Origin of the sequence: Polaromonas glacialis, from assembly GCF_000709345.1 — a bacterium.
GTDB lineage: Bacteria > Pseudomonadota > Gammaproteobacteria > Burkholderiales > Burkholderiaceae_C > Polaromonas > Polaromonas glacialis.
In genome coordinates, this window is sequence record NZ_KL448323.1 from 1,053,735 (window position 1) to 1,075,396 (window position 21,662).

Sequence of the window (21,662 nt, forward strand, 5' to 3'; positions counted from 1 at the left end):
CAGGGGAAAAAATCATGGGTATTGAAATTCGCAACGTCAGCAAGCAGTTTGGCAACTTCCAGGCGCTGGCCGACGTTAGCCTGGACATTGAAGCGGGCGAACTCGTTGCCTTGCTCGGCCCTTCGGGCTGCGGCAAGACGACGCTGCTGCGCATCATCGCCGGGCTGGAAACGCCCGACCAGGGCAGCATTTTGTTCAGCGGCGAGGACACCACCGACGTGCATGTGCGCGAGCGCGGCGTCGGCTTCGTGTTCCAGCATTACGCGCTGTTCCGGCACATGACGGTGTTCGAGAACGTCGCTTTTGGGTTGCGCGTCAAGCCGCGTAGCGTGCGGCCCAGCGAGGCTCAGATCAAGGAAAAGGTCCATTCGCTGCTCGGCCTTGTTCAGCTTGACTGGCTGGCCGACCGCTTTCCGTCCCAGCTCTCGGGTGGCCAGCGCCAGCGCATCGCCCTGGCGCGCGCGCTGGCGGTCGAGCCCAAGGTGCTGCTGCTCGACGAGCCCTTCGGCGCGCTCGACGCCAAGGTGCGCAAGGAACTGCGCCGCTGGCTGCGCCGCCTGCACGACGATCTGCATGTCACCAGCATTTTTGTTACCCACGACCAGGAAGAAGCGCTCGAAGTTGCCGACCGCGTGGTCTTGATGAACGCCGGCAAGGTCGAGCAGATCGGCTCGCCGCAAGAAGTCTGGGACCATCCGGCGAGCCCGTTTGTCTATGGCTTCCTGGGCGACGTGAACCTGTTCCACGGCCGCGCCCACGAAGGTGAAATCCAGCTTGACGGCATGAAGCTCGATTCGCCCGAGCACAGCGGTGCGCAAAACGCCAAGGCCTTCGCCTATGTGCGGCCGCATGATTTCGAGGTTGCCCGCTATGCGCCCGGCGCCGACGGCATCGTGGCCACGCTGGACCGGGCGATTGTCATCGGGCCGATTGCCCGGCTGGAACTTATTCCGGTGGACGCGCCCAAACCCTCGGCCGAGTCCCTGATCGAAGCGCAAATGCCGTCGCAGAAATTCAGGGACATGGGCCTGAAGGAGGGCGACAAGCTGGTGCTGACACCGCGCAAGGCCCGTGTGTTCGTGGATGCTGGAGAGGGAATCTGATGCTGTTGAATTTGTTGAATGCACCCCGCCGCCTGCTGGCGCTGGTGGCTTTGGGTTGCGCGCTGCTGCTGGCCTTTGGCCTGTATCTGCAGCATGTGGTGGGGCTGGAGCCTTGCCCGATGTGCATCGTGCAGCGTTATGCCCTGGTGCTGGTTGCCATCGTTGCAGGCGTGAGCGCCCTGAGTGCCCGGCGCAATTTACTGATCACCGGGGCAGCTGTGCTGGTATTGCTGTCCGGTTTTGGTGCCTTCGTGGCGGCGCGGCAGAGTTTTCTGCAGTGGTATCCGCCTGAAATCGTCTCCTGCGGCCGCGATTTCTACGGAATGATCGAAACCTTTCCGCTCAAGCGCGTCATTCCGATGATTTTCAAGGGCAGCGGCGACTGCACAGCGATTGACTGGACCTTTCTGGGCGGCTCGATTGCCAACTGGTCTTTTGTCTCTTTTGTGTTGATCGGCGCGGTGGCGCTGGCGCTGATCGCCCGGCAGCTGCGCCGGCGCTGAAACTGCCTACGCACTGACTTTATCACGATATGCTATTTAATTGATAGCACAAAATCCTTACAGGACGTGCGGAAAAGGCCTTTTTGATATAAAAAAATGCCAGTCAGCGCGCGGCTGACTGGCATTGGCTTGAGCAAGCGTCTTTTCAGGACGCCCGCAACTGTTTTTAGATCACCTTGGCAATCGATGCGCAGACGTAGTCGATGTTCTTGCTGTTGAGTGCGGCCACGCACATGCGGCCGGTGTCGGTGCCGTACACGCCGAATTCATTGCGCAGGCGCACCATCTGGTCCTTGTTCAAACCTGAATAGCTGAACATGCCGATCTGCTTCGTGATGAAGCCCATGTCTTCCTTCACGCCGGCAGCCTTCAGGCCATCGACCAGCTTCTGGCGCATGGCCTTGATGCGCACGCGCATCTCGCCCAGTTCCTTTTCCCACAGCGTGCGCAGCTCGGGCGTGTTCAGCACCATGGCGACCACCGTGCCGCCATGGATCGGCGGATTGCTGTAGTTGGTACGGATGACGATCTTGAGCTGGCTCAGGACGCGGCCGGCTTCTTCCTTGTCGCTGCACACCACGCTCAGGGCGCCGACGCGCTCGCCATACAGGCTGAAGCTCTTGGAGAACGAGGTCGAGACAAAAAAGCTCAAGCCCGCGGCGACAAACTTGCCGACCACCGCACCATCTTCAGCCAGGCCGTAGCCGAAACCCTGGTAGGCCATGTCCAGGAAGGGCGTCAGGTTTTTGGCCTTGACGGCGGCAATCACCTCGTCCCACTGTTCGGCGGTGATGTCGTAGCCGGTCGGGTTGTGGCAGCAGGCGTGCAGCACGACGATGGTGCCGGCAGGCGCTGCGTTCAGCGCGGCCAGCATGCCGTCGAAGTTGATGCCGCGCGTGGCTGTGTCGTAGTAGGGGTAGCTTTCGACCGTGAAGCCGGCGTTGGTGAACAGCGCGCGGTGGTTTTCCCAGCTTGGGTCGCTGATCAGGACTTTCGCATCCGGGTTCAGGTGCTTGAGGAAGTCAGCGCCGACCTTCAAGCCGCCGGTGCCGCCGATGCACTGCACCGTGGCGACACGGCCGGACGTGACGGGTTCGCTGTCGGCGCCGAAGACCAGGCTCTTGACGGCCGAGTCGTAGGCGGCAATGCCGTCGATGGGCAGGTAGCCCCGTGCCTTGGGCACTTCCATCATCTGTTTTTCAGCAATCTGGACGCATTCGAGCAGCGGGAGCTTGCCGTTGTCGTCGTAGTAGACGCCCACGCCCAGGTTGACCTTGGCTGGGTTGGTGTCGGCGCCAAATTGTTCGTTCAGGCCCAGGATCGGGTCGCGCGGTGCCATTTCGACGGCGGTAAACAAAGACATGGAATATCCTTAAGTGTGAAAAATGGGCCTTGAACAAGTTGATCAAGGCGAATAGCACCGGTGGTCGTCCCGGCAGCGGTCTGATCGTCGAACGGCGGGGATTGCAATTCCCGCCTTTGCCCGAATGTCATAGTGTGTTTAATTGCCCCGGATTTTAACGGGGCTTGAAGAGGGATTTTTATGCCAGAGATCATGGAAGTCACGGCTGCCGCGACGGATTCCGGCGGCGTGGGCCAATTCATCCGTTTTCCGGATTCGCCTTTCGAGTTGTTTCAGCCCTACCTGCCCGCCGGCGACCAGCCGCAGGCCATCGACAAGCTGGTCGAAGGCGTGCGGGACGGCGAGGTCTTTCAGACCCTGCTTGGCGTGACCGGTTCGGGCAAGACCTTCACCATGGCCAACGTGATTGCCCGGCTGGGCCGGCCGGCGATCGTGTTTGCGCCGAACAAGACGCTGGCCGCGCAGCTGTACAGCGAGTTCCGCGAGTTTTTCCCGAAAAACGCGGTCGAGTATTTCGTCAGCTACTACGACTACTACCAGCCCGAGGCCTATGTGCCGCAGCGCGACCTGTTCATTGAAAAAGACTCGGCCATCAACGAGCACATCGAGCAGATGCGCCTGTCGGCCACCAAGAGCGTGCTGGAGCGGCGCGACACCATCATCGTCGCGACCGTGAGCGCCATCTATGGCATCGGCGCGCCCGAGGATTACACCCAGATGCGTTTCATTGCCCGCATTGGTGACAAGATGGGCCAGCGCGATGTGATTGCGCGGCTGATCCGCATGCAGTACAGCCGCAACGACGCGGATTTTTCGCGCGGCACTTTCCGCGTGCGTGGCGATGTGATCGACATTTTCCCGGCCGAGCATTCCGAACTGGCAATCCGCATCGAGCTGTTTGACGACGAGATTGAAACCCTCCAGCTGTTCGACCCGCTGACCGGTCGCATCCGGCAGAAAATCCCGCGTTTCGTGGTCTACCCGAAAAGCCATTACGTCACGCCGCGCGATAAGGTGATGAGCGCGGTGGAAACCATCAAGCTGGAGTTGTCCGAGCGGGTAGGGCAGTTCATCGCCGACGGCAAGCTGATCGAAGCCCAGCGGATCGAGCAGCGCACCCGCTTTGACCTGGAAATGCTGGGCGAAATCGGCCACTGTAAGGGGATTGAAAACTACACCCGCCACCTGAGCGGCGCGCCGCCGGGCTCGGCGCCATCGACGCTGTGCGACTACATGCCCAAGGATGCGGTGATGTTCCTTGACGAAAGCCACGTCATGATTGGCCAGCTCAACGCCATGTACAACGGCGACCGCTCGCGCAAGACGACGCTGGTCGAATACGGATTTCGCCTGCCCAGCGCGCTGGACAACCGGCCGCTGAAGTTCGAGGAATTCGAAACCAAGATGCGGCAGGCGATTTTTGTGTCAGCCACGCCGGCGGCGTATGAAAACGAGCATGCCGGCCAGGTGGTCGAACAGGTGGTGCGGCCGACGGGGCTGGTCGATCCGCAGGTCGAAGTGCGCCCGGCAACGCATCAGGTCGATGACGTGCTGCAGGAAATCCGCATTCGCGTGGAGATCAACGAGCGCGTGCTGATCACCACCTTGACAAAGCGCATGGCCGAGCAGCTGACCGATTACCTGACCGAAAACGGCGTGAAGGTGCGCTACCTGCACAGCGATGTGGAAACCGTCGAGCGGGTCGAGATTCTGCGGGACCTGCGGCTGGGCGCATTCGATGTGCTGGTCGGCATCAACCTGCTGCGCGAGGGGCTGGACATTCCCGAGGTGTCGCTGGTGGCGATTCTGGACGCCGACAAGGAAGGCTTCCTGCGCTCAGAGCGCAGCCTGATCCAGACGATTGGCCGGGCTGCCCGCAACCTGAACGGCCGGGCGATTCTGTATGCCGACCGGATCACCGACTCGATGAAGATGGCGATGGGCGAAACCGAGCGCCGGCGCAACAAGCAGCTGGCTTTCAACACCCTGCACGGCATCACGCCGCGCAGCATCGTCAAGCGCATCAAGGACCTGATCGATGGGGTGTACAGCGAAAAATCCGGAAAGGACGCGCAACAGCTGGAAATGCAAAAGGCGCTGGTCGAGGACATGAGCGAAAAAGACATCGCGCGTGAAATCAAGCGACTGGAAAAGCAGATGGTCGAACACGCGAAAAACCTGGAGTTCGAAAAGGCAGCCCGGGTGCGGGACCAGTTGCATGTGCTGAAGGAGCAGGCTTTCGGCGCGCCCGGAACTGACAATGTGGTGCCGATTTCTTCGGCGGCCTGAGGGTTGCATTGCGCGATCGAGTCTTTTAGGTGTTGATTTGATTGGTGTTATTACCCTGGGCCACGGTGCTACGGACTGCGAAAAATGACCCTGCGTGGTATACTTGACGAAATTAGTCAGGAACCTGACATCAATAAAAAACTCCCGCTGGCGCACTTGATTGCTGGCCGGGATGTTGAGGGATAGTTCCCTGATAGTCACAAGCTTTCGGGGTTAAACGACAGTCAAGCACACTTTAAGGAGCTTGTTATGCGTCTCACGACCAAAGGCCGTTTTGCGGTCACCGCGATGATCGATCTGGGGCTGCGCCAGAACAACGGTCCGGTCACGCTGGCAGCGATCAGCCAGCGCCAGCAGATCTCGTTGTCCTACCTGGAGCAGTTGTTCGGCAAGCTGCGCCGCCACGAACTGGTCGAGTCCACGCGTGGACCCGGCGGCGGCTACACGCTCGGCCGCAAGGCTTCCGAAATCACCGTTGCCGACATCATTGTGTCGGTGGACGAACCCATTGACGCCACCCAGTGCGGCGGCAAGGAAAATTGCCAGGACGATGGCACCCGGTGCATGACGCACGACCTCTGGTCTTCGCTGAACACCCGCATGGTCGAGTTTCTTGATTCGGTCAGCTTGCAAAAGCTGGTCGATGACCAACTGGCCAAGGGCGTGATGGTTGAAAGCACGCCGCAGGTCAAAAAGGCCGTCTTTGCATCGCCCATCGTCAAGCCGGTGCGCGTGAATGCGCCCAATTCCGTGTTCGCACTCGGCAATGCTTTTTCCAAATCCTGAGAGATTCGGAACGCATCACCGCAAAGCCATCGTTTCATCAAGTCGCCAGCCATTAAAAACAAGAGAGCCAGCCCTATGGATACCCCGCATTTTCCGATCTACATGGACTACAGCGCTACCAACCCTTGCGATCCTCGGGTCGTGGACGCGATGATTCCATGGTTGCGCGAGCATTTTGGCAATCCCGCGTCCCGTAGCCATGCCTGGGGCTGGGAGGCTGAGGCCGTGGTTGAAAAATCCCGCGAACAGGTTTCCGCATTGATTGGCGCCGACCCGCGCGAAATTGTCTGGACCAGCGGCGCTACCGAGTCGAACAATCTGGCGCTCAAGGGTGCGGCTCATTTCTACAAGTCCAAGGGCAAGCACCTCATCACTGTCAAGACCGAGCACAAGGCAGTGCTCGACACCTGCCGCGAACTGGAACGCCAGGGCTTCGAGGTCACTTACCTTGATGTGCAGGCCGACGGTCTGCTGGACCTGGACGTGCTCAAAGCGGCGATCCGCCCGGACACCATCCTGGTGAGCGTCATGTTCGTCAACAACGAAATCGGCGTGATCCAGGATATGGCCGCCATTGGTGCGATCTGCCGCGAAAAAGGCATCATTTTCCACTCGGACGCCGCGCAGGCCACGGGCCGCGTCGACATCGACCTGGCCAGTCTGCCGATTGACCTGATGAGCCTGACCTCGCACAAGACCTATGGTCCCAAGGGCATTGGCGCGCTGTATGTACGCCGCAAGCCGCGTGTGCGCCTTGAAGCGCAGATGCACGGCGGCGGTCACGAGCGCGGCATGCGTTCGGGCACCTTGCCGACGCACCAGATTGCCGGCATGGGCGAGGCCTACCGCATTGCCAAGGCCGAGATGCATGAGGAAAACAAGCGCATCCAGGTGTTGCATGAGCGCATGCTCAATGGCTTGAAGGATGTCGAGGAAGTGTTTCTTAACGGCCACGCCGAAAAGCGCGTGCCGCACAATCTGAACATGAGCTTCAACTTCGTCGAAGGCGAGTCGCTGATCATGGGCATCAAGGGCCTGGCGGTGTCGAGTGGGTCTGCCTGCACCTCGGCCAGCCTGGAGCCCAGCTATGTGCTGCGCGCCCTGGGCCGCAGCGACGAACTGGCGCACAGCAGCCTGCGCATGACGATTGGCCGCTGGACGACGGAAGAAGAAATCGATTACGCCGTTGCCACGATCAAGGAAAACGTGGCCAAGCTGCGCGACCTGTCGCCGCTGTGGGAAATGTTCAAGGATGGCGTTGACCTGTCCACCATCCAGTGGGCCGCCCATTAATCAAACAGGCATTCGGATGGCGCTGAACCCGTCATCTGACCGATAACCAGAATTCAAGGAGTTAATTCAATGGCTTACAGTGAAAAAGTGGTGGACCACTATGAAAATCCCCGCAATGTCGGTTCTTTTGAAAAGGGCGACGAAACGGTAGGCACCGGCATGGTCGGCGCACCGGCCTGCGGCGACGTGATGAAGCTGCAGATCAAGGTGAATCCGGTCACCGGCGTGATTGAGGATGCGCGCTTCAAAACCTACGGCTGCGGCTCGGCCATTGCCTCCAGTTCACTCGTGACCGAATGGGTCAAGGGCAAGACGCTGGACCAAGCGGCGAGTATCAAGAACAGTGCCATTGCCGAGGAACTGGCGTTGCCGCCTGTGAAAATTCACTGCTCCATCCTCGCGGAAGACGCCATCAAGGCGGCGGTGAACGATTACAAGCAAAAGCACCTGCCTGCGGCTGCAGCCGCGCACTGATCAACCTGTTTATTTCGAGCGATTTACATGTCCGTTACCCTTACCGACGCAGCCGCCCGCCACGTGACCCGCTACATCAGCAAGCGTGGCAGGGGCGTGGGTGTGCGCTTGGGCGTCAAGACCACTGGCTGTTCCGGCCTGGCTTACAAGCTGGAATATGCCGATGAAATCGCGCCCGAAGATGTCGTGTTCGAAGACAACGGCGTGAAGGTGCTGGTTGATCCCAAAAGCATGGCCTATATCGACGGCACCCAGCTTGACTTTGTTCGCGAAGGCCTGAATGAAGGCTTCAAGTTCATCAATCCCAACGAGCGTGACCGCTGCGGCTGCGGCGAGAGTTTTCGCGTCTGAGCGGCAAACAGGCGATATTTTGCACGGCGCAGCATTGCGCATCGATTTTTTCCAATGCCGCCTTCACTGACCGTGCTGGCGGCTTTTCCATTCCATGAACCTTCAATCCAACGACTTCGAGCTTTTTGGCGTTCCGATGCAGTTTGCCCAGGACCGGGCGCAACTCGATGCGCGCTGGAAAGAGTTGCAGCGCGAAGCCCATCCTGACAAGTTTGCAGCGCAGGGCCCGGCGGCGCAGCGTTTGGCGATGCAGTGGTCTGTCCGAATCAACGAGGCGTATCAGCGGCTCAAGGACCCGCTCAAGCGCGCCAGTTATTTGTGCGAACTGCATGGCGCGCCGATCAACGCCGAGAACAACACCGCCATGCCTGCCGTCTTCCTGATGCAGCAAATGGAATGGCGCGAAGCGCTGGAAGATGCCGAGAGCATCGAAGATCTGGATAAAATCGCCCTGGAGTCCAGGACTGACGGTCGTGAGCAGCTATTAAAAATAGAGCAATCTCTGGATCAGAAGAAAGATTTTTCCGAAGCCGCCCAACAGGTCAGAAGCCTCATGTTCATTGAACGCTTTGCCCGTGAAGTCGATGCGCGCATCGAACTGCTGGAACAATAAGACATTCAAGAAACTCAGTAAAGAACAGCGCCATGGCACTTTTGCAATTATCCGAACCCGGCCAGACGCCAGACCCGCACCAGAGGCGCATCGCCATTGGCATTGACCTTGGCACCACCCATTCGCTGGTGGCCAGCGTGCGCAATGGACAGTCAGAATGCCTGCCCGACGAGCAGGGGCGGGTGTTGCTGCCAAGTGTTGTTCGTTACCTTGAGGGCGGGCGGACGCAAATTGGCTTTGATGCCCTCACGGCCCAGGTTGACGACCCGTGCAACACGATTTCTTCGGTCAAGCGGCTGATGGGGCGGGGTATCGACGACATTGGCAACCGCGAGCAGATGCCTTACCGCTTCATCGACAAGCCAGGAATGGTCACGCTGCAAACCGTGTCTGGTGAAAAAAGTCCGGTTGAAGTCAGTGCCGAAATTCTGGCGTCGCTCAGGCAGCGCGCCGAAGACACCTTTGACGACGACATCTATGGCGTCGTGATCACCGTGCCCGCTTATTTTGACGATGCCCAGCGCCAGGCGACCAAGGATGCGGCGCAACTGGCCCGATTGAATGTGCTGCGCCTGATCAACGAACCGACGGCCGCCGCCATTGCCTATGGTTTGGACAATGCCAGCGAAGGGGTCTACGCGGTCTATGACCTTGGGGGCGGAACGTTTGATATTTCCATCCTGCGTTTGTCCCAAGGGGTGTTCGAAGTGGTCTCGACCGGCGGGGATTCCGCGCTGGGCGGCGACGATTACGATCGTGCATTTATCGACTGGACCCTGGCCAAGGGCGGGGTGAGCGCGGATACGCTGAGCGCGTCGGACAAGGCCGTCCTGCAGAAAACAGCGCGTGCCTGCAAAGAGGCATTGTCCACTGCGACATCGGTGCCATTTTCTGTTCGCTTGTCCAAGGCATCCATCACTTTTGAAATGAAGGCCGCTGATTTCGAAGCGGCCTCGGCGCATCTGACCCAGCGCACCCTGGCTGCCGTGCGCAAGGCCTTGCGCGACGCCGACCTGAACCGTGAGGAAATCGATGGCGTGGTCATGGTTGGCGGGTCCACCCGCATGCCGCAGGTGCGCAAGGCCGTCGCAACTTTTTTCGGACGCGAGCCGCTGATCAATCTCAACCCCGACGAAGTGGTGGCACTGGGGGCGGCCATTTCTGCCAACCAACTGGCGGGGAACAACGCTGGCGACGACCTCTTGCTGCTCGATGTGATTCCACTGTCGCTGGGCGTCGAAACCATGGGCGGTCTGGTCGAACGCATCGTGCCGCGCAATCAGACCATCCCCACCGCCATGGCGCAGGACTTCACGACTTACCAGGATGGTCAGACCGCGCTGGCGCTGCATGTGGTGCAGGGCGAGCGCGACCTGGTGGCAGACTGCCGCAGCCTGGCGCGTTTTGAACTGCGCGGCATTCCGCCCATGGTCGCTGGCGCCGCGCGCATCCGTGTGACGTTCACCGTGGATGCCGATGGCCTGCTCAGCGTCAACGCCCGGGAACAGGTTAGCGGCGTTGAAGCGCAAATCGACGTGAAGCCTTCCTATGGCCTGTCGGACGATGAAATCGCCCGCATGCTGCAGGATAGTTTTGCTACCGCCCAGCAAGACATGCGCTCGCGCGGGCTGGTTGAGGCGCAGGTGGATGCGGACCGCATGATCCTGGCGATTCGAAGCGCTCTGGAAGCTGACGCCGATCTGCTCGGTCCAGGCGAACGTGGGCTGACCGACAGCTTGATTGCTGCGCTCGCCGATGCCCGTATCAACGGCGATGCCGCCTTCATCGAGGCCGCAACGCAGGCGCTTGCCAAAGGCACCGAAGCTTTTGCAGCTCTGCGCATGAACCGGGGCATCCAGAAAGCCCTGGCCGGAAAAAACATCGAGTCGGTCTGAACACCTTACCGCACTCTTATCACCCACAGATCGACACCATGCCCATCATCAAGATTCTTCCCCATCCTGAATACTGCCCGAAAGGCGCCGAAATCTCGGCGCCCGCAGGCACTTCCATCTGTGAAGCGCTTCTCGACAACAAGATCAACATCGAGCATGCCTGTGACCTGAGCTGCGCCTGCACGACCTGCCATGTCATCGTTCGCGAAGGATTTGGGTCGCTCAATGAGATTGACGAGAGCGAGGAAGACCTGCTTGACCGGGCCTGGGGTTTGGAGCCCAATTCACGCCTGAGCTGCCAAGCCTTTCTGGCGCAGGCGGATGTCACCGTTGAAATCCCCAAGTATTCCATCAACCACGCCAAGGAAAATCATTAAATGCATTCAAGGCGAGAATCCCGACCATGCGCCAAATTGTTCTAGATACTGAAACCACGGGTCTTTCTGCCGAAAACGGCGACCGCATCATTGAAATCGGCTGCGTGGAGCTTGTCGCGCGCAAGTTAACCGGCAGCAACAAACACTTCTACCTCAATCCCGGGCGCGACAGCCACGAAGATGCGCTGAAGGTTCACGGCATCAGCAACGAATTCCTGAAAGACAAGCCCAAGTTTTCAGCCGTGGCGGACGAATTGCTCGACTACCTGCAAGGCGCTGAGGTGATCATTCACAACGCACCTTTCGATGTGAGTTTCCTGAACAAGGAACTTGAACTGATCGGCCGGGAACCCATCATGCATTGGGTGGCGAAGGTCACGGACAGCCTGATGATGGCCAAGGAGATGTTCCCGGGTAAGCGAAATTCACTCAACGCCCTGTGTGATCGCCTTGAAGTCGACAATTCGGGCCGTACCCTGCACGGAGCCTTGCTGGACGCTGAATTGCTGGCAGATGTCTACATCAACCTGACACGCGGCCAGAACAGCCTGATGATGGACATCGGCGGCCCGGTACAGACGGGCGATGACGAACCCATGATTGACCTGCGCATTTTTGACCTGCCGGTTCTGGTGGCGAGTGATAGGGAAATGGAAGCACATGAAAAAGTCTTGGTCATACTCGACAAGGCTAGCCGTGGAAAAACTATCTGGCGTGTAGAAACCTCAGGGATCATAAATAATGCCTGAAAACCGGCATATAATTGTGAGCTAACCAGTAGGGCGGTTAGCTCAGGGGTAGAGCACTGCATTCACACTGCAGGGGTCGCAAGTTCGAAACTTGCACCGCCCACCAAAATTTGAAACCTCGTAAGTCCTTGATTTACGGGGTTTTTTCTTTTGCCCGGCCGTTCCCGCTTGCGCCTGTCCTTGGCCCGTCGGCACGGTGAAATTGCGACACTGCGCCAATTTTGCGCCAATGAACACTCCAATCCCGCCGCAAGGCTTTCACACTGGAGTGTATTCATGGCAAGTTACAGCAAGCGCATTTACAAGTCCTGGCGCGTGAGCGTCGCGCTTCAAGGCGATCTCGGCCAAGCGTTTGACGCGTTGGACCAGGCCCAGGCCTATGCGCAGCAACTCAACGCCGCGGGCCACCCACTCGCGCAGATCAGGCCCTACCAGTCCACGGGCTGGCAAGCGCGAATCCGCAGCAAACTGGCCCCTCAGCTGACCCGGACCTTTCCCACAAAAGCGTTGGCCGAAGAATGGGCCAAGGCCCGTGAGGGCGAAATCGTCAAGAGGCAATTCATCGATTACCGTGAAGCCGATCGGTTCACCTTGGGCGATCTTTTGCGTCGTTATGACTCTGAGCGGCTCAGCCATCTGGACGTGCACGATCCCGACCGCGCCCGCATCGCCAAAATGGGCCGCCATCCGATCACGCTGATCCGGATGTCTGCGATCCAGGCCAGCGACTTTGCCCATTACCGCGACCAGCGCCTCAAAGGCGGATTCGTCGAGCCCAAGCAGGGCGGCAAAGACTCGAACATCTGGGCGCCCGTCAAGGGCACGAGTGTCAAGCGCGAGCTTGCAATCATGAGCAACGTGATTTCGATCGCGCGCAGGGAGTGGAACGTGCACATGGCCATCAACCCCGCCTCGGGCGTGCACACCGCGCGTCCGGCTGCCGAGCCCGGTGACGAACGGGATCGCCGGCTCGCCAACGACTTTCACGCGGGCGATGAACACAGGGTCCAGAGCCTGGGGGCAGCGCCCTCGCGCGACCGGCGCCAGTCGCCCGATGCGGCGTTCGAGCTCGATCCTGAAACCGCCGCGCTGTTGAGCATGCCACAGACCGAGCAGCAGGCGCTGCTGCGGGCATGCCGCTACCCCGAGTGGTTCCGGCCCCGAAAAAAGGACGTCACGCCCAGCACGCTGCTGGCGCGTGCCAAAAAGTCCGCCAGACCCGTTGTCAAAGCACGGCTGCGTCAGGGAGGAGGAATGTGGGCCCTCTTCAGTCTTGCCATCGAGACCGCCTTGCGCCGTGGCGAGATGGTCAAGCTGGAGTGGGCGCATCTTCACCTGAATCATGGCAACGGCTACCTGATGTTGCCAGGAAGCATCACCAAGAACAAAAAACCGCGCATGGTGCCGCTGACGCTCCGGGCGCGGCGCATCATCATGAGCCGGCCGAAGGTTTCCTCCTTCATTTTTGCGACCAATGAAAACACCATCAAGATGGCATTTTCCCGGGCCAAAAAACGCGTTCATATCACCGACTTGCGGGTGCATGATTTGCGCCATGAAGGGACCAGCCGGCTCTTCGAGCAAACGACTCTGCGGGCCGAGGAGATTGGCAGCATCACGGGCCACACCGACCCGCGCATGCTGCGGCGTTACTACAACATGCGTCCTGAAGAGTTTGTTGATCGTTTTGCCAAGTCTCGTAAATAATGAGCGGGGCAGGGGAGAACTGAAAGTTCTCCCTCGGCGTCTGGACGTTTCGCTGGCACCGCACAGTAACTGACACATGAAACCGTGTTTAAAAAATATAGATCAACTTTCAGTGCTTCTGTCAACAGATTGGCGATAAGAACGGTATTTGGAAAACGCCCCATTCCTGTTTGTGCAAACGTGTGGACTGGGCCCTCAAAGAATCGATAAATTCCGAAAATTGGCGCCATGGATGTCCCATTGCTTGTCAAGCCGGAGTTTAGTCATGTTTCAGCACGTCGTTTCGCAACTCATCACTGTAAATGCAGCCACAGCCACAGGGATCACTGCCTTGCCAGCCCCTTTAGTGGGCCAGGCACTGTTTGACAGTATTTACAGTCGACTCGAAAGCGAATTACCGCAGGGCCCTTATTTGAGCGACAAGGCATTCGCCAAGATTCTGGGGGTGTCGAGCAAGACGCTTTGCAATTTGCGCTCGGTCAAGCCGTTGCGCTACCCACGGCCAATCAGGATCGGTGACTGCCGAGAGCGAAAGCACGTTCGTGCAGAAATTCTCAACTGGCTCGCCCACGAAGAGACTGAAGCACGGACACAGATCGTCCATCGGTGTCGGTAATGGCATGCGATGTCGACGTATTGCGTGAAGACAATGAGCAACACCGTTGTCCGCCTGCCCGACAAACGAATTGAAAATCCTTGTGTCGGTGGTTCGATTCCGCCCCAGGCCACCATATAAAGTTTCGCGGAAGTCCGACGAAGTCCAAAAGCCCTTAGGTATCAACACCTTAGGGCTTTTTTGTTGTCCGGGGACGTCCGAAAAATTCCGGCCCAATCCAGCCACTTTTGCAGTAACTCCTGCAGTAACTCGAAAGAATCGAGGTAGCTGCAGAAAAGTTACTGCATCACTCATCAACGAGGGACGCGCTTACGCGAAAGGGGAGCGAAATATGGCTTTGGAAATGATCAAGAGCGACCGGACCATCAAGGCGCTGAAGTTTGGCGCCGGCAGGCTGAGTGATGGTGGTGGGTTGTATCTTTTGCCCTTCGTCAACGGCGGCTCGCATGGTTGGCGATTCGACTACACGTATCAGGGTAAGCGCAAGACGTTGAGCCTTGGTGTCTACCCGCAGGTTGGGCTGGCGCAAGCCCGCCAGAAGGCTACTGTTGCACGGTCGATGCTGGCGGCAGGGCAGGATCCCAGCGACGACCGACGGCAGCAGCGTGCGGTGATCGTCGAGCGACATGAAGCCGGGCGTCGTCAGGAAGCCGGAGAAGCCCCGCTGGGAAGCTTTGAAGAGGTCGCCCGGCGCTGGTTCCATGTGCGCCAGGACCAATGGATGCAGAGCTACAGCTCCAAGGTCATTGCCCGCCTCCAGAACGATGTATTTCCATTCATCGGCTCTCAGCTGCTGAGCGACATCACGCCAAAGATGCTGCTTGACATGCTCAGGCGCGTTGAGGCGCGCGGCGTTCGCGAAACCACCCACCGTGTGCTTGAAACGTGCTCCAACGTGTTTCGCTTTGCGATTGCAGAAGGTCACGATCTGACGGATCCGGGACGGGACCTCAAGGGTGCATTGAAAAAGCCCCAATGCAATCATTTTGCAGCCATCACCAAGCCTCAGGAGTTGGCCCGGCTCTTGGGCGCCATTGAGGCGTATCAAGGCACCTATGTCGTTCGTGCAGCCCTGAAGCTCTCTCCGATGCTGCTGGTGCGCCCGGGAGAACTTCGCAAGGCGCAATGGTGCGAATTCGACCTGGACAACGGCTTGTGGTACGTCCCGTCTGCCCGGCTAAAGCGAACGAAGCTCGAAAAAGAGGTGGGGGAGCCTCACTTCGTTCCACTTCCGAGGCAGGCGGTGCAGGTTTTGGAGGAATTGTTCCTGCTGACCGGCCACTTGGCGCTTGTGTTTCCGGGCGAGCGCCATCGCGACCGGCCGATGTCCGAAAACACCGTCAACGCGGCGCTGCGGGCAATGGGTTACGCCAAGGACGAGATGACTGCGCATGGATTCAGGGCAACCGCCCGCACCCTGATCGTCGAAGCCCTGGGTTTCGATGAGGCGGTGGCTGAAATGCAACTGGCGCACGCCGTCAAGGATGCCAACGGAACGGCTTATAACCGGGCCGAGTTCCTTGCAAAGCGCCAGGAGATGATGCAGGCCTGGTCTGATTATCTTGAAGACCTGCGCCTGGGCCGAAGCAAGATCAAACACTCAGTGCTGCCTGAATTCAAACCGGTGACCTTGCGCCTTAGAAACACTCATGCTGCCAGAGCGCTTCCGCTTTGAGATGAGACTAAGCAGGGCCGCCAAGGCCTCGATCAATCAGGCGTGATGTGCGGCGAGTGCGGGCCCGAGTGCTTGGCAGGAGAGCGTTTTCTCATGGGTTCTTGTTTTGTTCGATGGCGCACAAAGCGCTGGCGCAGGCCGGCGCTTTCGAAGGTATGGGGGTCAGACGACTAATGCAGCCGTATCCACATCACTGGACAGTGCCAAGTTTTCACCCCTGTTCACGCAGCTATCCGTTGCCCTTCAGAGGGCGGGTCATGGCGGTGGTATTTGGCCATGATTTTCGTCAGGTCAGGAGCCAAAGCGGGAACCGCGATAAATACCGGGAGGGCAGATCGCAGCGCATTGGCGACAATCAGCTCGGAAGGCGGCAGGGCCGCATTCATGGTGCGCAGCCAGCTGCGAAAGCAGCGCCAGACCTCTGCGGTGTGATTGATGGCCAGGTGCTGTAACAGACCTTGCGCGATGCAGCCGAGTTGGACATGCACGTGGCAGGCACGCAGTTTTCGCCGCACGCCGGCCCGGTACTCGTCTGAGGTTCGATGCAAATACTGATCGCCCGCGCCACGGCGCAGCGGCTTCATGCCCTGCATCCAGAAGTGATACGCATAAGTGCCAATCACATGGACGGCTTGGCGAAAGCCCAGCTCGATCTTGAAGCGGTAGCCGTAAAGCTGAAGAATCTCCAAGGGCGCCAGTGACGTATCGGTGGACAACAGAAAGATCGTCCCGCGCAGCGGGTGGTGAACAATGCAAAAGCGCACCATGCGCCCGACCGGTTTCCACAGCAAATCCAACACACGAAAGCGGACCACGACATCGCGCTCGCCATAGACCGGGCTGGGAGCGCTGGTAAACGCGCCATCGTCCTGGGCCATCTGCTTGAGGCGAACCTTCTGGCCGTAGATGCGAGGCCTGCCTTTGCCGGGGTGTTCTACCTTGGGCACGGGCAGGTATGCCACCGCATTGGTTTTGGCGCGCGTCACCAGATGGTGCCCGTTGTCCAAAAGCGGCTTGATGACCTTGCCGCTGGCGTAATAGGCATCGGCCACCAGCACCACGGACCTGTTCCAGATGCGCGTGATCGAAAACAGGAGCGCCACCAGCTTGTCGAGCAACGTTTTTGAATCCCGGTTGGAGAACACCAGACCTTCGTGAATGCGCGAAGTCAGAGGAATTGCGCCAGCTAGTCCCTCAGCAGAGTGAACCAGAAGCGAAATCGCCTGAAACGAGTGCCCCATGATGTACTCAGGCTTTGTGTTGCTGGCCGAGTGCTGGTGCAAAAGCTTGACACCGGGCATGCGCTTGCCCTCCTTGGGCGCCTTGATCCCGTCGGCCAGGCAGACCAGGCGCTGTCCGACCTCAAAGGGGCGAAACAGCACCAGGCACAGGCGCACCCAGCACGACGTCAGAACATCGAGATCCAGCGCCTTGCTGTGAAAGAAATGCAGCAGTCGGTGGTAGGCCGCCCCGCGCAGGTTCAAGACCCGCACAAAGCTGGTGACGCCAGAGTTGTCAGCGCGACAGCACAGCCCCATCAAGACAAGAGTCATCCACACAAAGGTGAGTGAGCGCTGACAGGCCGGCCGCAGGGTGCGTACCGCCTGGAGCCACTGGGTCCATAGCTTCATGAGGGCGTTTCCTGGAAATCGCTCGCATCGACCAGTGTGTAAGCAACTCAGGAACTACGAGTGCATAAAACTGTTGATGCAGAAATAAATCGACGTGATCATGGAATTGGCAATTCTGCAACTTGCCCAAAAACCGACTCAATGACAAGAAAAACTTATCACTGTCCAGGAATTAAGAGTGACCATTAATTGCCACGCTGGCCAGCAGACAGAGCGGCCCATCCATCACCAATCTTTAGGCGCCTAAAGATACGCTGTACCTGAGGCTCATAATTTAGGCGCCTAAACTTCAGTGCGCTAGCGCTGGCTGGCCAAGCAGCCAAGGCGGCCCGTCCGTCACGAATCTTTAGCCGGCTAAAGATTTGCTATTTCCTCAAGGCCAAGCATGTTTCGGGTGGATCTGCAACGGCGGGGTCAGCCCGTGTAAAGCCTCGCTGTTGCATCGATGCCGGCCGCTCGTGGCTTGGCCGCTCTGCATTGAATGCAGGTCGATCTAGCGCACACCGGCGCCTTGCGCGTAACGTTTGACAGCACTGGGCCAGCCTCAGCCAGTCGGCGCCGCCTGCAGTGTGCTGCCAGTGGATGAGTCTCAAGTCTTGCCTCAAGCCAATGTCGCTTTACCGCTTTGCTCGCCTGAATGCGGTGTTTGCCTGTGTCTGACCCGCTGAAGGGGCAAATCTACCGGCCTTAACCGGGCTGCCCAGTCCCTGCGTGCCCGTTAATTTGCTAAATTGATTTCAAGCACTGCGCAACAAAAAGCTTCTGCCTTCGGGCGGCGTGAATCAGGATCGCGACCCTGACGGTCAATCAGTGCAACTACGGCAACGGCCACCGTAACCTCAAGCCCGCATCTTCGGAAGCGGGGAACTGTTCGCTTCAAAAAGACCGACATGAAAACATCCGCTGACACCCACTCGCTAGTTTCACCACAGGACGACACCCTCGGCAACAGCCTACCCAGCCCGACCCTGCCGCCTGCCTCGACTTCCCTCGGCGAACTGCGCCGAATCGATCCTCACCGCATCCGCGCAATTCAGATGCCCAATCGCGACCCCGCATCATTTGAAAGTGACGAGTTTGAGAGCCTGCATCAAAGCATCGTGGCGGCGGGTGGAAACTCGGTGCCGATCTCCGTCGTGCAGTTGGACGGCCCGACAGCCGCGCATGACTACGAACTGATCACCGGCGAGCGTCGCCTACGCGCTTGCATCCAGGCCAGGCTGCCCGTGCTCGCGATTGTTAAGCAAGCCCAGCAGGTGCCTGAGCAGCAACGCTTGCTCGAAACGCTGCAGGAAAATATCGCACGACAAGACCTTTCGCCTTTCGAGTTCGGCCGGCAACTAAAGCATGCGATCGATACGGGCCTGTCGTCCAGCGCCCGGGCGCTGGCCCGCCACATCGGCCGGCATCACAGCGATGTCAGCGCGGCGATCAAATTGGCCAGCCTGCCCGATGAGGTCATTGAAGCATTCACATCAACTGCGGACCTGCAATACCGGTTCGAAAATCTGCTCAGCCAAGCGCTCACCAAAAACAAGTCAGCAGTGCTCAGCGCAGCACGAGCCATCAAAGCACTACCGGATCGGCCTGCCGCCAAAGAGGTGGTCACGCTGCTCGTCGCGGCCGCAGCAGCGCCTGCTGTAGGAGTGCAAAAAGGGGGTGTCGGACGGTCCGACACCCCCTTCAATGGCGCACTTTCTTGTGCCGGCCAAGAGGTCGGCAGCGTGCAGATCGACAAGCGCGGGCACGCAAAAATTACGCTTGGCATTGCGCTCACCGACAAGCAGCAGGCAGCGCTGCACAAGCACATCGATGCGTTCCTGCAGCGTCACATCGCCGGCACAAACGCGAGCCCGAACGCGTACGGCATCGACAGCGAAACGGCATCGAAGGCGAGGAAAACAGACGCTTCAAGCGGATCTGACAGCACGCCAGCGGTGGCTGCGCGATGAGCCATTCGGCTGCGAGCAGCAGCGCAAACGTCACTGCAACGGTCACGATAAATGGATACGCAAACGAAGGAAAAATCACATTGCCGCAACCTCACAGTAACACCCCACCAGGGGTGGCACGGGAGGGTTCGGTAATGTGGGCCGTACCTGATCCGCGAGGAGAAGGTTTGCGTAGCAAAGGCGGGGCATACGGACCGGTGGAGGCAGGGGGTGTGACAAGCAACAAGGCAGCTTTGCTGGCGCCGTTGGTTGGCGCAGCGCTTGCAGCCACCGGACACCCGATGCAGGCCGAGCCTGCATCGGAACGAGCATCGAAAACGCAGGACAACGCGGTCGAAAAAGCGATCGTGACCGAAGCCTCAACGCCAGCGAACATGAGGGTCGAGCCCGAAAGTACGCCGCCGAAAAGTGCAGACGCTGGGCCGGGCGGGCAAGGCTTGTCCAAACTCCCCCAACTGCTGGGCCGCGACGAAGCGTTCGCCATCGTCAAAAAAGCCAGGCTGCTCATCTCCAGCGAAAAGGAAGCGAGAAAGGCCAGAAAGGACACGAAGGCCTCGGACTCAACGCTCGAAGATTACGCTAAAAAGTGTGCCCGGTTAGACGCCGAAATGGCTCTTCTGCAGTACCCGTGGGGCCATCCGATCGAGGTCGTCATGAGCCGGCACGCGCCCAAAAAGCAGACGTTCTCCGCGATGCGCAGTGCACTTAAACGCCGGGTGCTTGCTCAAATTGCGCAGGCCCTCAAGGCACAGGATGAACTGCAGCGCAACGGAAATCTGTCGCAACCGTGGCAGCAAATGGTGCGCGAGTTGCAGCATTGTCTGCACGACGCAGCAGTCATCGATGGCCTGGACCGGATCCAGTTGCTTGAGATGACCGGGAAGCAGGCCGTCCGCTCAGTGTCGAAACGCCAGCAACTGCGCGGCCTGCGCGACGGGTGGCAGGATGAGTTTCTGGCGCTCAACGAGCGTTCCCTGACTTATCGGGCAGCCGGCGTGCTGCTGCGCCATTGCGGATTGCGACCGGCCGAGCTTGAAAAGGGGGTGGCCGTCACGGCCGACGCCGGCGTGGTCAATGTGCGCATCCTGGGTGCGAAAGTTCGAGACGGCGTGGCCGGCCAGCTTTGGCGGCAGTTTGCTCTGGCCAGGGAAAGCCTGCCGGCGTGGTTTGTCCAGACACTTGATGCGGGAGGGCCGATGTCCGTCGTCGCCGAGGCCGACGGACTGCGCGCGCACCTGGCCAGGCTCTCTGTCAAATTGTTTCCGCGCAAAGGCACTGGCAAAAAAGATGTCATCCTGTCGGCCTATTTATTCCGTCATGCTCTGGTCACGGAGATGCGCGAAGAGGGCTGGGACACGTCCGACATCGCAGGCGTGATCGGCGAGTCGACAGCCGATACGGTGGCTTGGTATGGGATGCGCAGGCGCAGCGGCGGCTCCGTCAAGCCCAAAAAAGTGGTGATCGTGCTGGGCAGCATCCAGACCGCAGTTCCGGTCAGGCCGCTGGACCTGTCCAGCTTGGCGCAACAGATCCGCGCAAGCCGCAGCAAAGGGGCACGAAAGTAGACCGCTGCAAAGGCTACGCCTGGCCGCTGGCCCGCCCGGCGCTCGATGCCCAGGCGCGACTGGATGGCTGCACCTGAACAAGCGGGACTGCATGACGACAGGGAATGAGCAGCCTCGAAGCACGAATTTCCGGAAGGTTCATGGTGTCCCAAGAGGGTAGGGAAAGGGGATTGTGAACCCTGGCGCTGGCTGGGCGGCCCCCACGCATTTTGGAGGTTTCGCATCTTGTACACGAGGACAGAAATGATGGGACCGACAGAAAATGGACACCCAATCGCCTGGATTTGTCCCGTGTTTTTGACCTAATGACACCCCACAGCGATCGTCATGGTCGAGGAATTCGTTTCACCGGCCCGGCCCGAGCGATCCATGGCGCATGCGCTGTATCAATGCAATTTTCTGGCCGGTTAAGGGAGCGTGGTCGCCTTCCCGCCAATCCGGCATCCGGACCGCTTGCGCGGTCAGTCCCGCAGCGACAAGCATGTCGGCAAGCGCAACAGGATCCGGGTTTTTGAGGACCTCGCCTGTCGACAGGTGCGCGGTGAAACCGCTGGGCGTCAGCATGACCGTGGCAGTCACGCCATCCAGAAAACCAAGGTCATCCTGCGCATTGGATTTTGGCATCGGGCCCTCTTAGGAACGCTGAATGTGCATGCTTGCAGGTCATTTGATCACCTGTCAGGGTCAAAAATCTCAACCAGGCAAGGAATTTTTTACGGT

Annotated in this window: 19 protein-coding genes and 1 tRNA gene; 17 read left to right on the plus strand and 3 right to left on the minus strand. The window is 59.2% G+C overall.

All coding sequences use genetic code 11. The features are described from left to right. Positions 1 to 14: 14 nt before the first annotated feature. Positions 15 to 1,103 carry a sulfate/molybdate ABC transporter ATP-binding protein gene (locus EC86_RS0105420; RefSeq protein ID WP_029524661.1) on the plus strand — a complete coding sequence of 363 codons (1,089 nt, stop codon included), beginning with the start codon at positions 15 to 17 and terminating at the stop codon, positions 1,101 to 1,103. Further along, entirely contained in the window at positions 1,103 to 1,606 is a 504-nt protein-coding gene (locus tag EC86_RS0105425; protein ID WP_029524662.1) for a disulfide bond formation protein B, read from the plus strand. The genes EC86_RS0105420 and EC86_RS0105425 overlap by 1 nt, the downstream gene beginning before the upstream one ends. A 166-nt stretch (positions 1,607 to 1,772) precedes the next feature. On the opposite strand, the gene EC86_RS0105430 is transcribed toward EC86_RS0105425, so the two are convergent. After that, positions 1,773 to 2,969 carry an amino acid aminotransferase gene (locus EC86_RS0105430; RefSeq protein WP_029524663.1) on the minus strand — a complete coding sequence of 399 codons (1,197 nt, stop codon included), beginning with the start codon at positions 2,967 to 2,969 and terminating at the stop codon, positions 1,773 to 1,775. Positions 2,970 to 3,149: 180 nt separating this feature from the next. On the opposite strand from EC86_RS0105430, the gene uvrB reads away from it, so the two are divergent. The 13 genes from uvrB to EC86_RS0105495 all read left to right on the plus strand — a co-directional run bounded on the left by uvrB (position 3,150) and on the right by EC86_RS0105495 (position 15,794). Further along, the gene (uvrB, locus tag EC86_RS0105435; RefSeq protein ID WP_029524664.1) at positions 3,150 to 5,258 is read left to right on the plus strand and encodes an excinuclease ABC subunit UvrB; all 2,109 of its coding nucleotides are present in this window, start codon (positions 3,150 to 3,152) and stop codon (positions 5,256 to 5,258) included. A gap of 249 nt (positions 5,259 to 5,507) precedes the next feature. Next, positions 5,508 to 6,044, plus strand: coding sequence for a Fe-S cluster assembly transcriptional regulator IscR (iscR, locus tag EC86_RS0105440; protein WP_029524665.1), 537 nt, complete (start codon positions 5,508 to 5,510; stop codon positions 6,042 to 6,044). A 75-nt stretch (positions 6,045 to 6,119) separates the two neighbouring features. Beyond that, the gene (locus tag EC86_RS0105445) at positions 6,120 to 7,337 is read left to right on the plus strand and encodes an IscS subfamily cysteine desulfurase (protein ID WP_029524666.1); all 1,218 of its coding nucleotides are present in this window, start codon (positions 6,120 to 6,122) and stop codon (positions 7,335 to 7,337) included. 69 nt (positions 7,338 to 7,406) lie between these two features. Next, positions 7,407 to 7,811, plus strand: coding sequence for a Fe-S cluster assembly scaffold IscU (gene iscU / locus EC86_RS0105450; RefSeq protein ID WP_029524667.1), 405 nt, complete (start codon positions 7,407 to 7,409; stop codon positions 7,809 to 7,811). A 27-nt stretch (positions 7,812 to 7,838) separates the two neighbouring features. Further along, positions 7,839 to 8,162: an iron-sulfur cluster assembly protein IscA gene (gene iscA, locus EC86_RS0105455; RefSeq protein WP_029524668.1), complete on the plus strand. Its 324-nt coding sequence runs from the start codon at positions 7,839 to 7,841 to the stop codon at positions 8,160 to 8,162. A 94-nt stretch (positions 8,163 to 8,256) separates the two neighbouring features. Beyond that, positions 8,257 to 8,775, plus strand: coding sequence for a Fe-S protein assembly co-chaperone HscB (gene hscB, locus EC86_RS0105460; protein ID WP_029524669.1), 519 nt, complete (start codon positions 8,257 to 8,259; stop codon positions 8,773 to 8,775). A gap of 32 nt (positions 8,776 to 8,807) precedes the next feature. After that, positions 8,808 to 10,670 carry a Fe-S protein assembly chaperone HscA gene (gene hscA / locus EC86_RS0105465; RefSeq protein WP_029524670.1) on the plus strand — a complete coding sequence of 621 codons (1,863 nt, stop codon included), beginning with the start codon at positions 8,808 to 8,810 and terminating at the stop codon, positions 10,668 to 10,670. A gap of 38 nt (positions 10,671 to 10,708) precedes the next feature. Continuing rightward, positions 10,709 to 11,047, plus strand: a complete 339-nt coding sequence (gene fdx / locus EC86_RS0105470; RefSeq protein WP_029524671.1) for an ISC system 2Fe-2S type ferredoxin — start codon at positions 10,709 to 10,711, stop codon at positions 11,045 to 11,047. A gap of 26 nt (positions 11,048 to 11,073) precedes the next feature. After that, positions 11,074 to 11,796, plus strand: coding sequence for a DNA polymerase III subunit epsilon (gene dnaQ / locus EC86_RS0105475; RefSeq protein WP_029524672.1), 723 nt, complete (start codon positions 11,074 to 11,076; stop codon positions 11,794 to 11,796). A gap of 31 nt (positions 11,797 to 11,827) precedes the next feature. After that, positions 11,828 to 11,902: transfer RNA gene (locus EC86_RS0105480), tRNA-Val, on the plus strand. A gap of 170 nt (positions 11,903 to 12,072) precedes the next feature. Then, positions 12,073 to 13,503: a site-specific integrase gene (locus tag EC86_RS26925; protein WP_051675734.1), complete on the plus strand. Its 1,431-nt coding sequence runs from the start codon at positions 12,073 to 12,075 to the stop codon at positions 13,501 to 13,503. Between the two features lie 265 nt (positions 13,504 to 13,768). Next, positions 13,769 to 14,119: a hypothetical protein gene (locus tag EC86_RS0105490; RefSeq protein ID WP_029524674.1), complete on the plus strand. Its 351-nt coding sequence runs from the start codon at positions 13,769 to 13,771 to the stop codon at positions 14,117 to 14,119. 331 nt (positions 14,120 to 14,450) lie between these two features. Next, positions 14,451 to 15,794: a tyrosine-type recombinase/integrase gene (locus tag EC86_RS0105495; RefSeq protein ID WP_084181175.1), complete on the plus strand. Its 1,344-nt coding sequence runs from the start codon at positions 14,451 to 14,453 to the stop codon at positions 15,792 to 15,794. A 221-nt stretch (positions 15,795 to 16,015) separates the two neighbouring features. On the opposite strand, the gene EC86_RS0105500 is transcribed toward EC86_RS0105495, so the two are convergent. Next, positions 16,016 to 17,425: a transposase gene (locus EC86_RS0105500; RefSeq protein ID WP_084181177.1), complete on the minus strand. Its 1,410-nt coding sequence runs from the start codon at positions 17,423 to 17,425 to the stop codon at positions 16,016 to 16,018. An 890-nt stretch (positions 17,426 to 18,315) separates the two neighbouring features. Between EC86_RS0105500 and EC86_RS0105505 the strand changes: the two genes are divergently transcribed. Then, positions 18,316 to 19,377 (plus strand): ParB/RepB/Spo0J family partition protein, encoded by a 1,062-nt coding sequence (locus EC86_RS0105505; protein WP_084181179.1) that lies wholly within the window; start codon positions 18,316 to 18,318, stop codon positions 19,375 to 19,377. 212 nt (positions 19,378 to 19,589) lie between these two features. Next, entirely contained in the window at positions 19,590 to 20,942 is a 1,353-nt protein-coding gene (locus EC86_RS0105510) for a hypothetical protein (RefSeq protein ID WP_156955223.1), read from the plus strand. Positions 20,943 to 21,287: 345 nt separating this feature from the next. On the opposite strand, the gene EC86_RS0105515 is transcribed toward EC86_RS0105510, so the two are convergent. Beyond that, positions 21,288 to 21,566 carry a hypothetical protein gene (locus tag EC86_RS0105515; protein WP_029524679.1) on the minus strand — a complete coding sequence of 93 codons (279 nt, stop codon included), beginning with the start codon at positions 21,564 to 21,566 and terminating at the stop codon, positions 21,288 to 21,290. Positions 21,567 to 21,662 lie beyond the last annotated feature (96 nt).

Coding starts and splice junctions, on each gene's coding strand:
- EC86_RS0105420 (WP_029524661.1), top strand. CDS start 15: ATGGGTATTGAAATTCGCAACGTCAGCAAGCAGTTTGGCAACTTCCAG.
- EC86_RS0105425 (WP_029524662.1), top strand. CDS start 1,103: ATGCTGTTGAATTTGTTGAATGCACCCCGCCGCCTGCTGGCGCTGGTG.
- EC86_RS0105430 (WP_029524663.1), bottom strand. CDS start 2,969: ATGTCTTTGTTTACCGCCGTCGAAATGGCACCGCGCGACCCGATCCTG.
- uvrB (WP_029524664.1), top strand. CDS start 3,150: ATGCCAGAGATCATGGAAGTCACGGCTGCCGCGACGGATTCCGGCGGC.
- iscR (WP_029524665.1), top strand. CDS start 5,508: ATGCGTCTCACGACCAAAGGCCGTTTTGCGGTCACCGCGATGATCGAT.
- EC86_RS0105445 (WP_029524666.1), top strand. CDS start 6,120: ATGGATACCCCGCATTTTCCGATCTACATGGACTACAGCGCTACCAAC.
- iscU (WP_029524667.1), top strand. CDS start 7,407: ATGGCTTACAGTGAAAAAGTGGTGGACCACTATGAAAATCCCCGCAAT.
- iscA (WP_029524668.1), top strand. CDS start 7,839: ATGTCCGTTACCCTTACCGACGCAGCCGCCCGCCACGTGACCCGCTAC.
- hscB (WP_029524669.1), top strand. CDS start 8,257: ATGAACCTTCAATCCAACGACTTCGAGCTTTTTGGCGTTCCGATGCAG.
- hscA (WP_029524670.1), top strand. CDS start 8,808: ATGGCACTTTTGCAATTATCCGAACCCGGCCAGACGCCAGACCCGCAC.
- fdx (WP_029524671.1), top strand. CDS start 10,709: ATGCCCATCATCAAGATTCTTCCCCATCCTGAATACTGCCCGAAAGGC.
- dnaQ (WP_029524672.1), top strand. CDS start 11,074: ATGCGCCAAATTGTTCTAGATACTGAAACCACGGGTCTTTCTGCCGAA.
- EC86_RS26925 (WP_051675734.1), top strand. CDS start 12,073: ATGGCAAGTTACAGCAAGCGCATTTACAAGTCCTGGCGCGTGAGCGTC.
- EC86_RS0105490 (WP_029524674.1), top strand. CDS start 13,769: ATGTTTCAGCACGTCGTTTCGCAACTCATCACTGTAAATGCAGCCACA.
- EC86_RS0105495 (WP_084181175.1), top strand. CDS start 14,451: ATGGCTTTGGAAATGATCAAGAGCGACCGGACCATCAAGGCGCTGAAG.
- EC86_RS0105500 (WP_084181177.1), bottom strand. CDS start 17,425: ATGAAGCTATGGACCCAGTGGCTCCAGGCGGTACGCACCCTGCGGCCG.
- EC86_RS0105505 (WP_084181179.1), top strand. CDS start 18,316: ATGAAAACATCCGCTGACACCCACTCGCTAGTTTCACCACAGGACGAC.
- EC86_RS0105515 (WP_029524679.1), bottom strand. CDS start 21,566: ATGCCAAAATCCAATGCGCAGGATGACCTTGGTTTTCTGGATGGCGTG.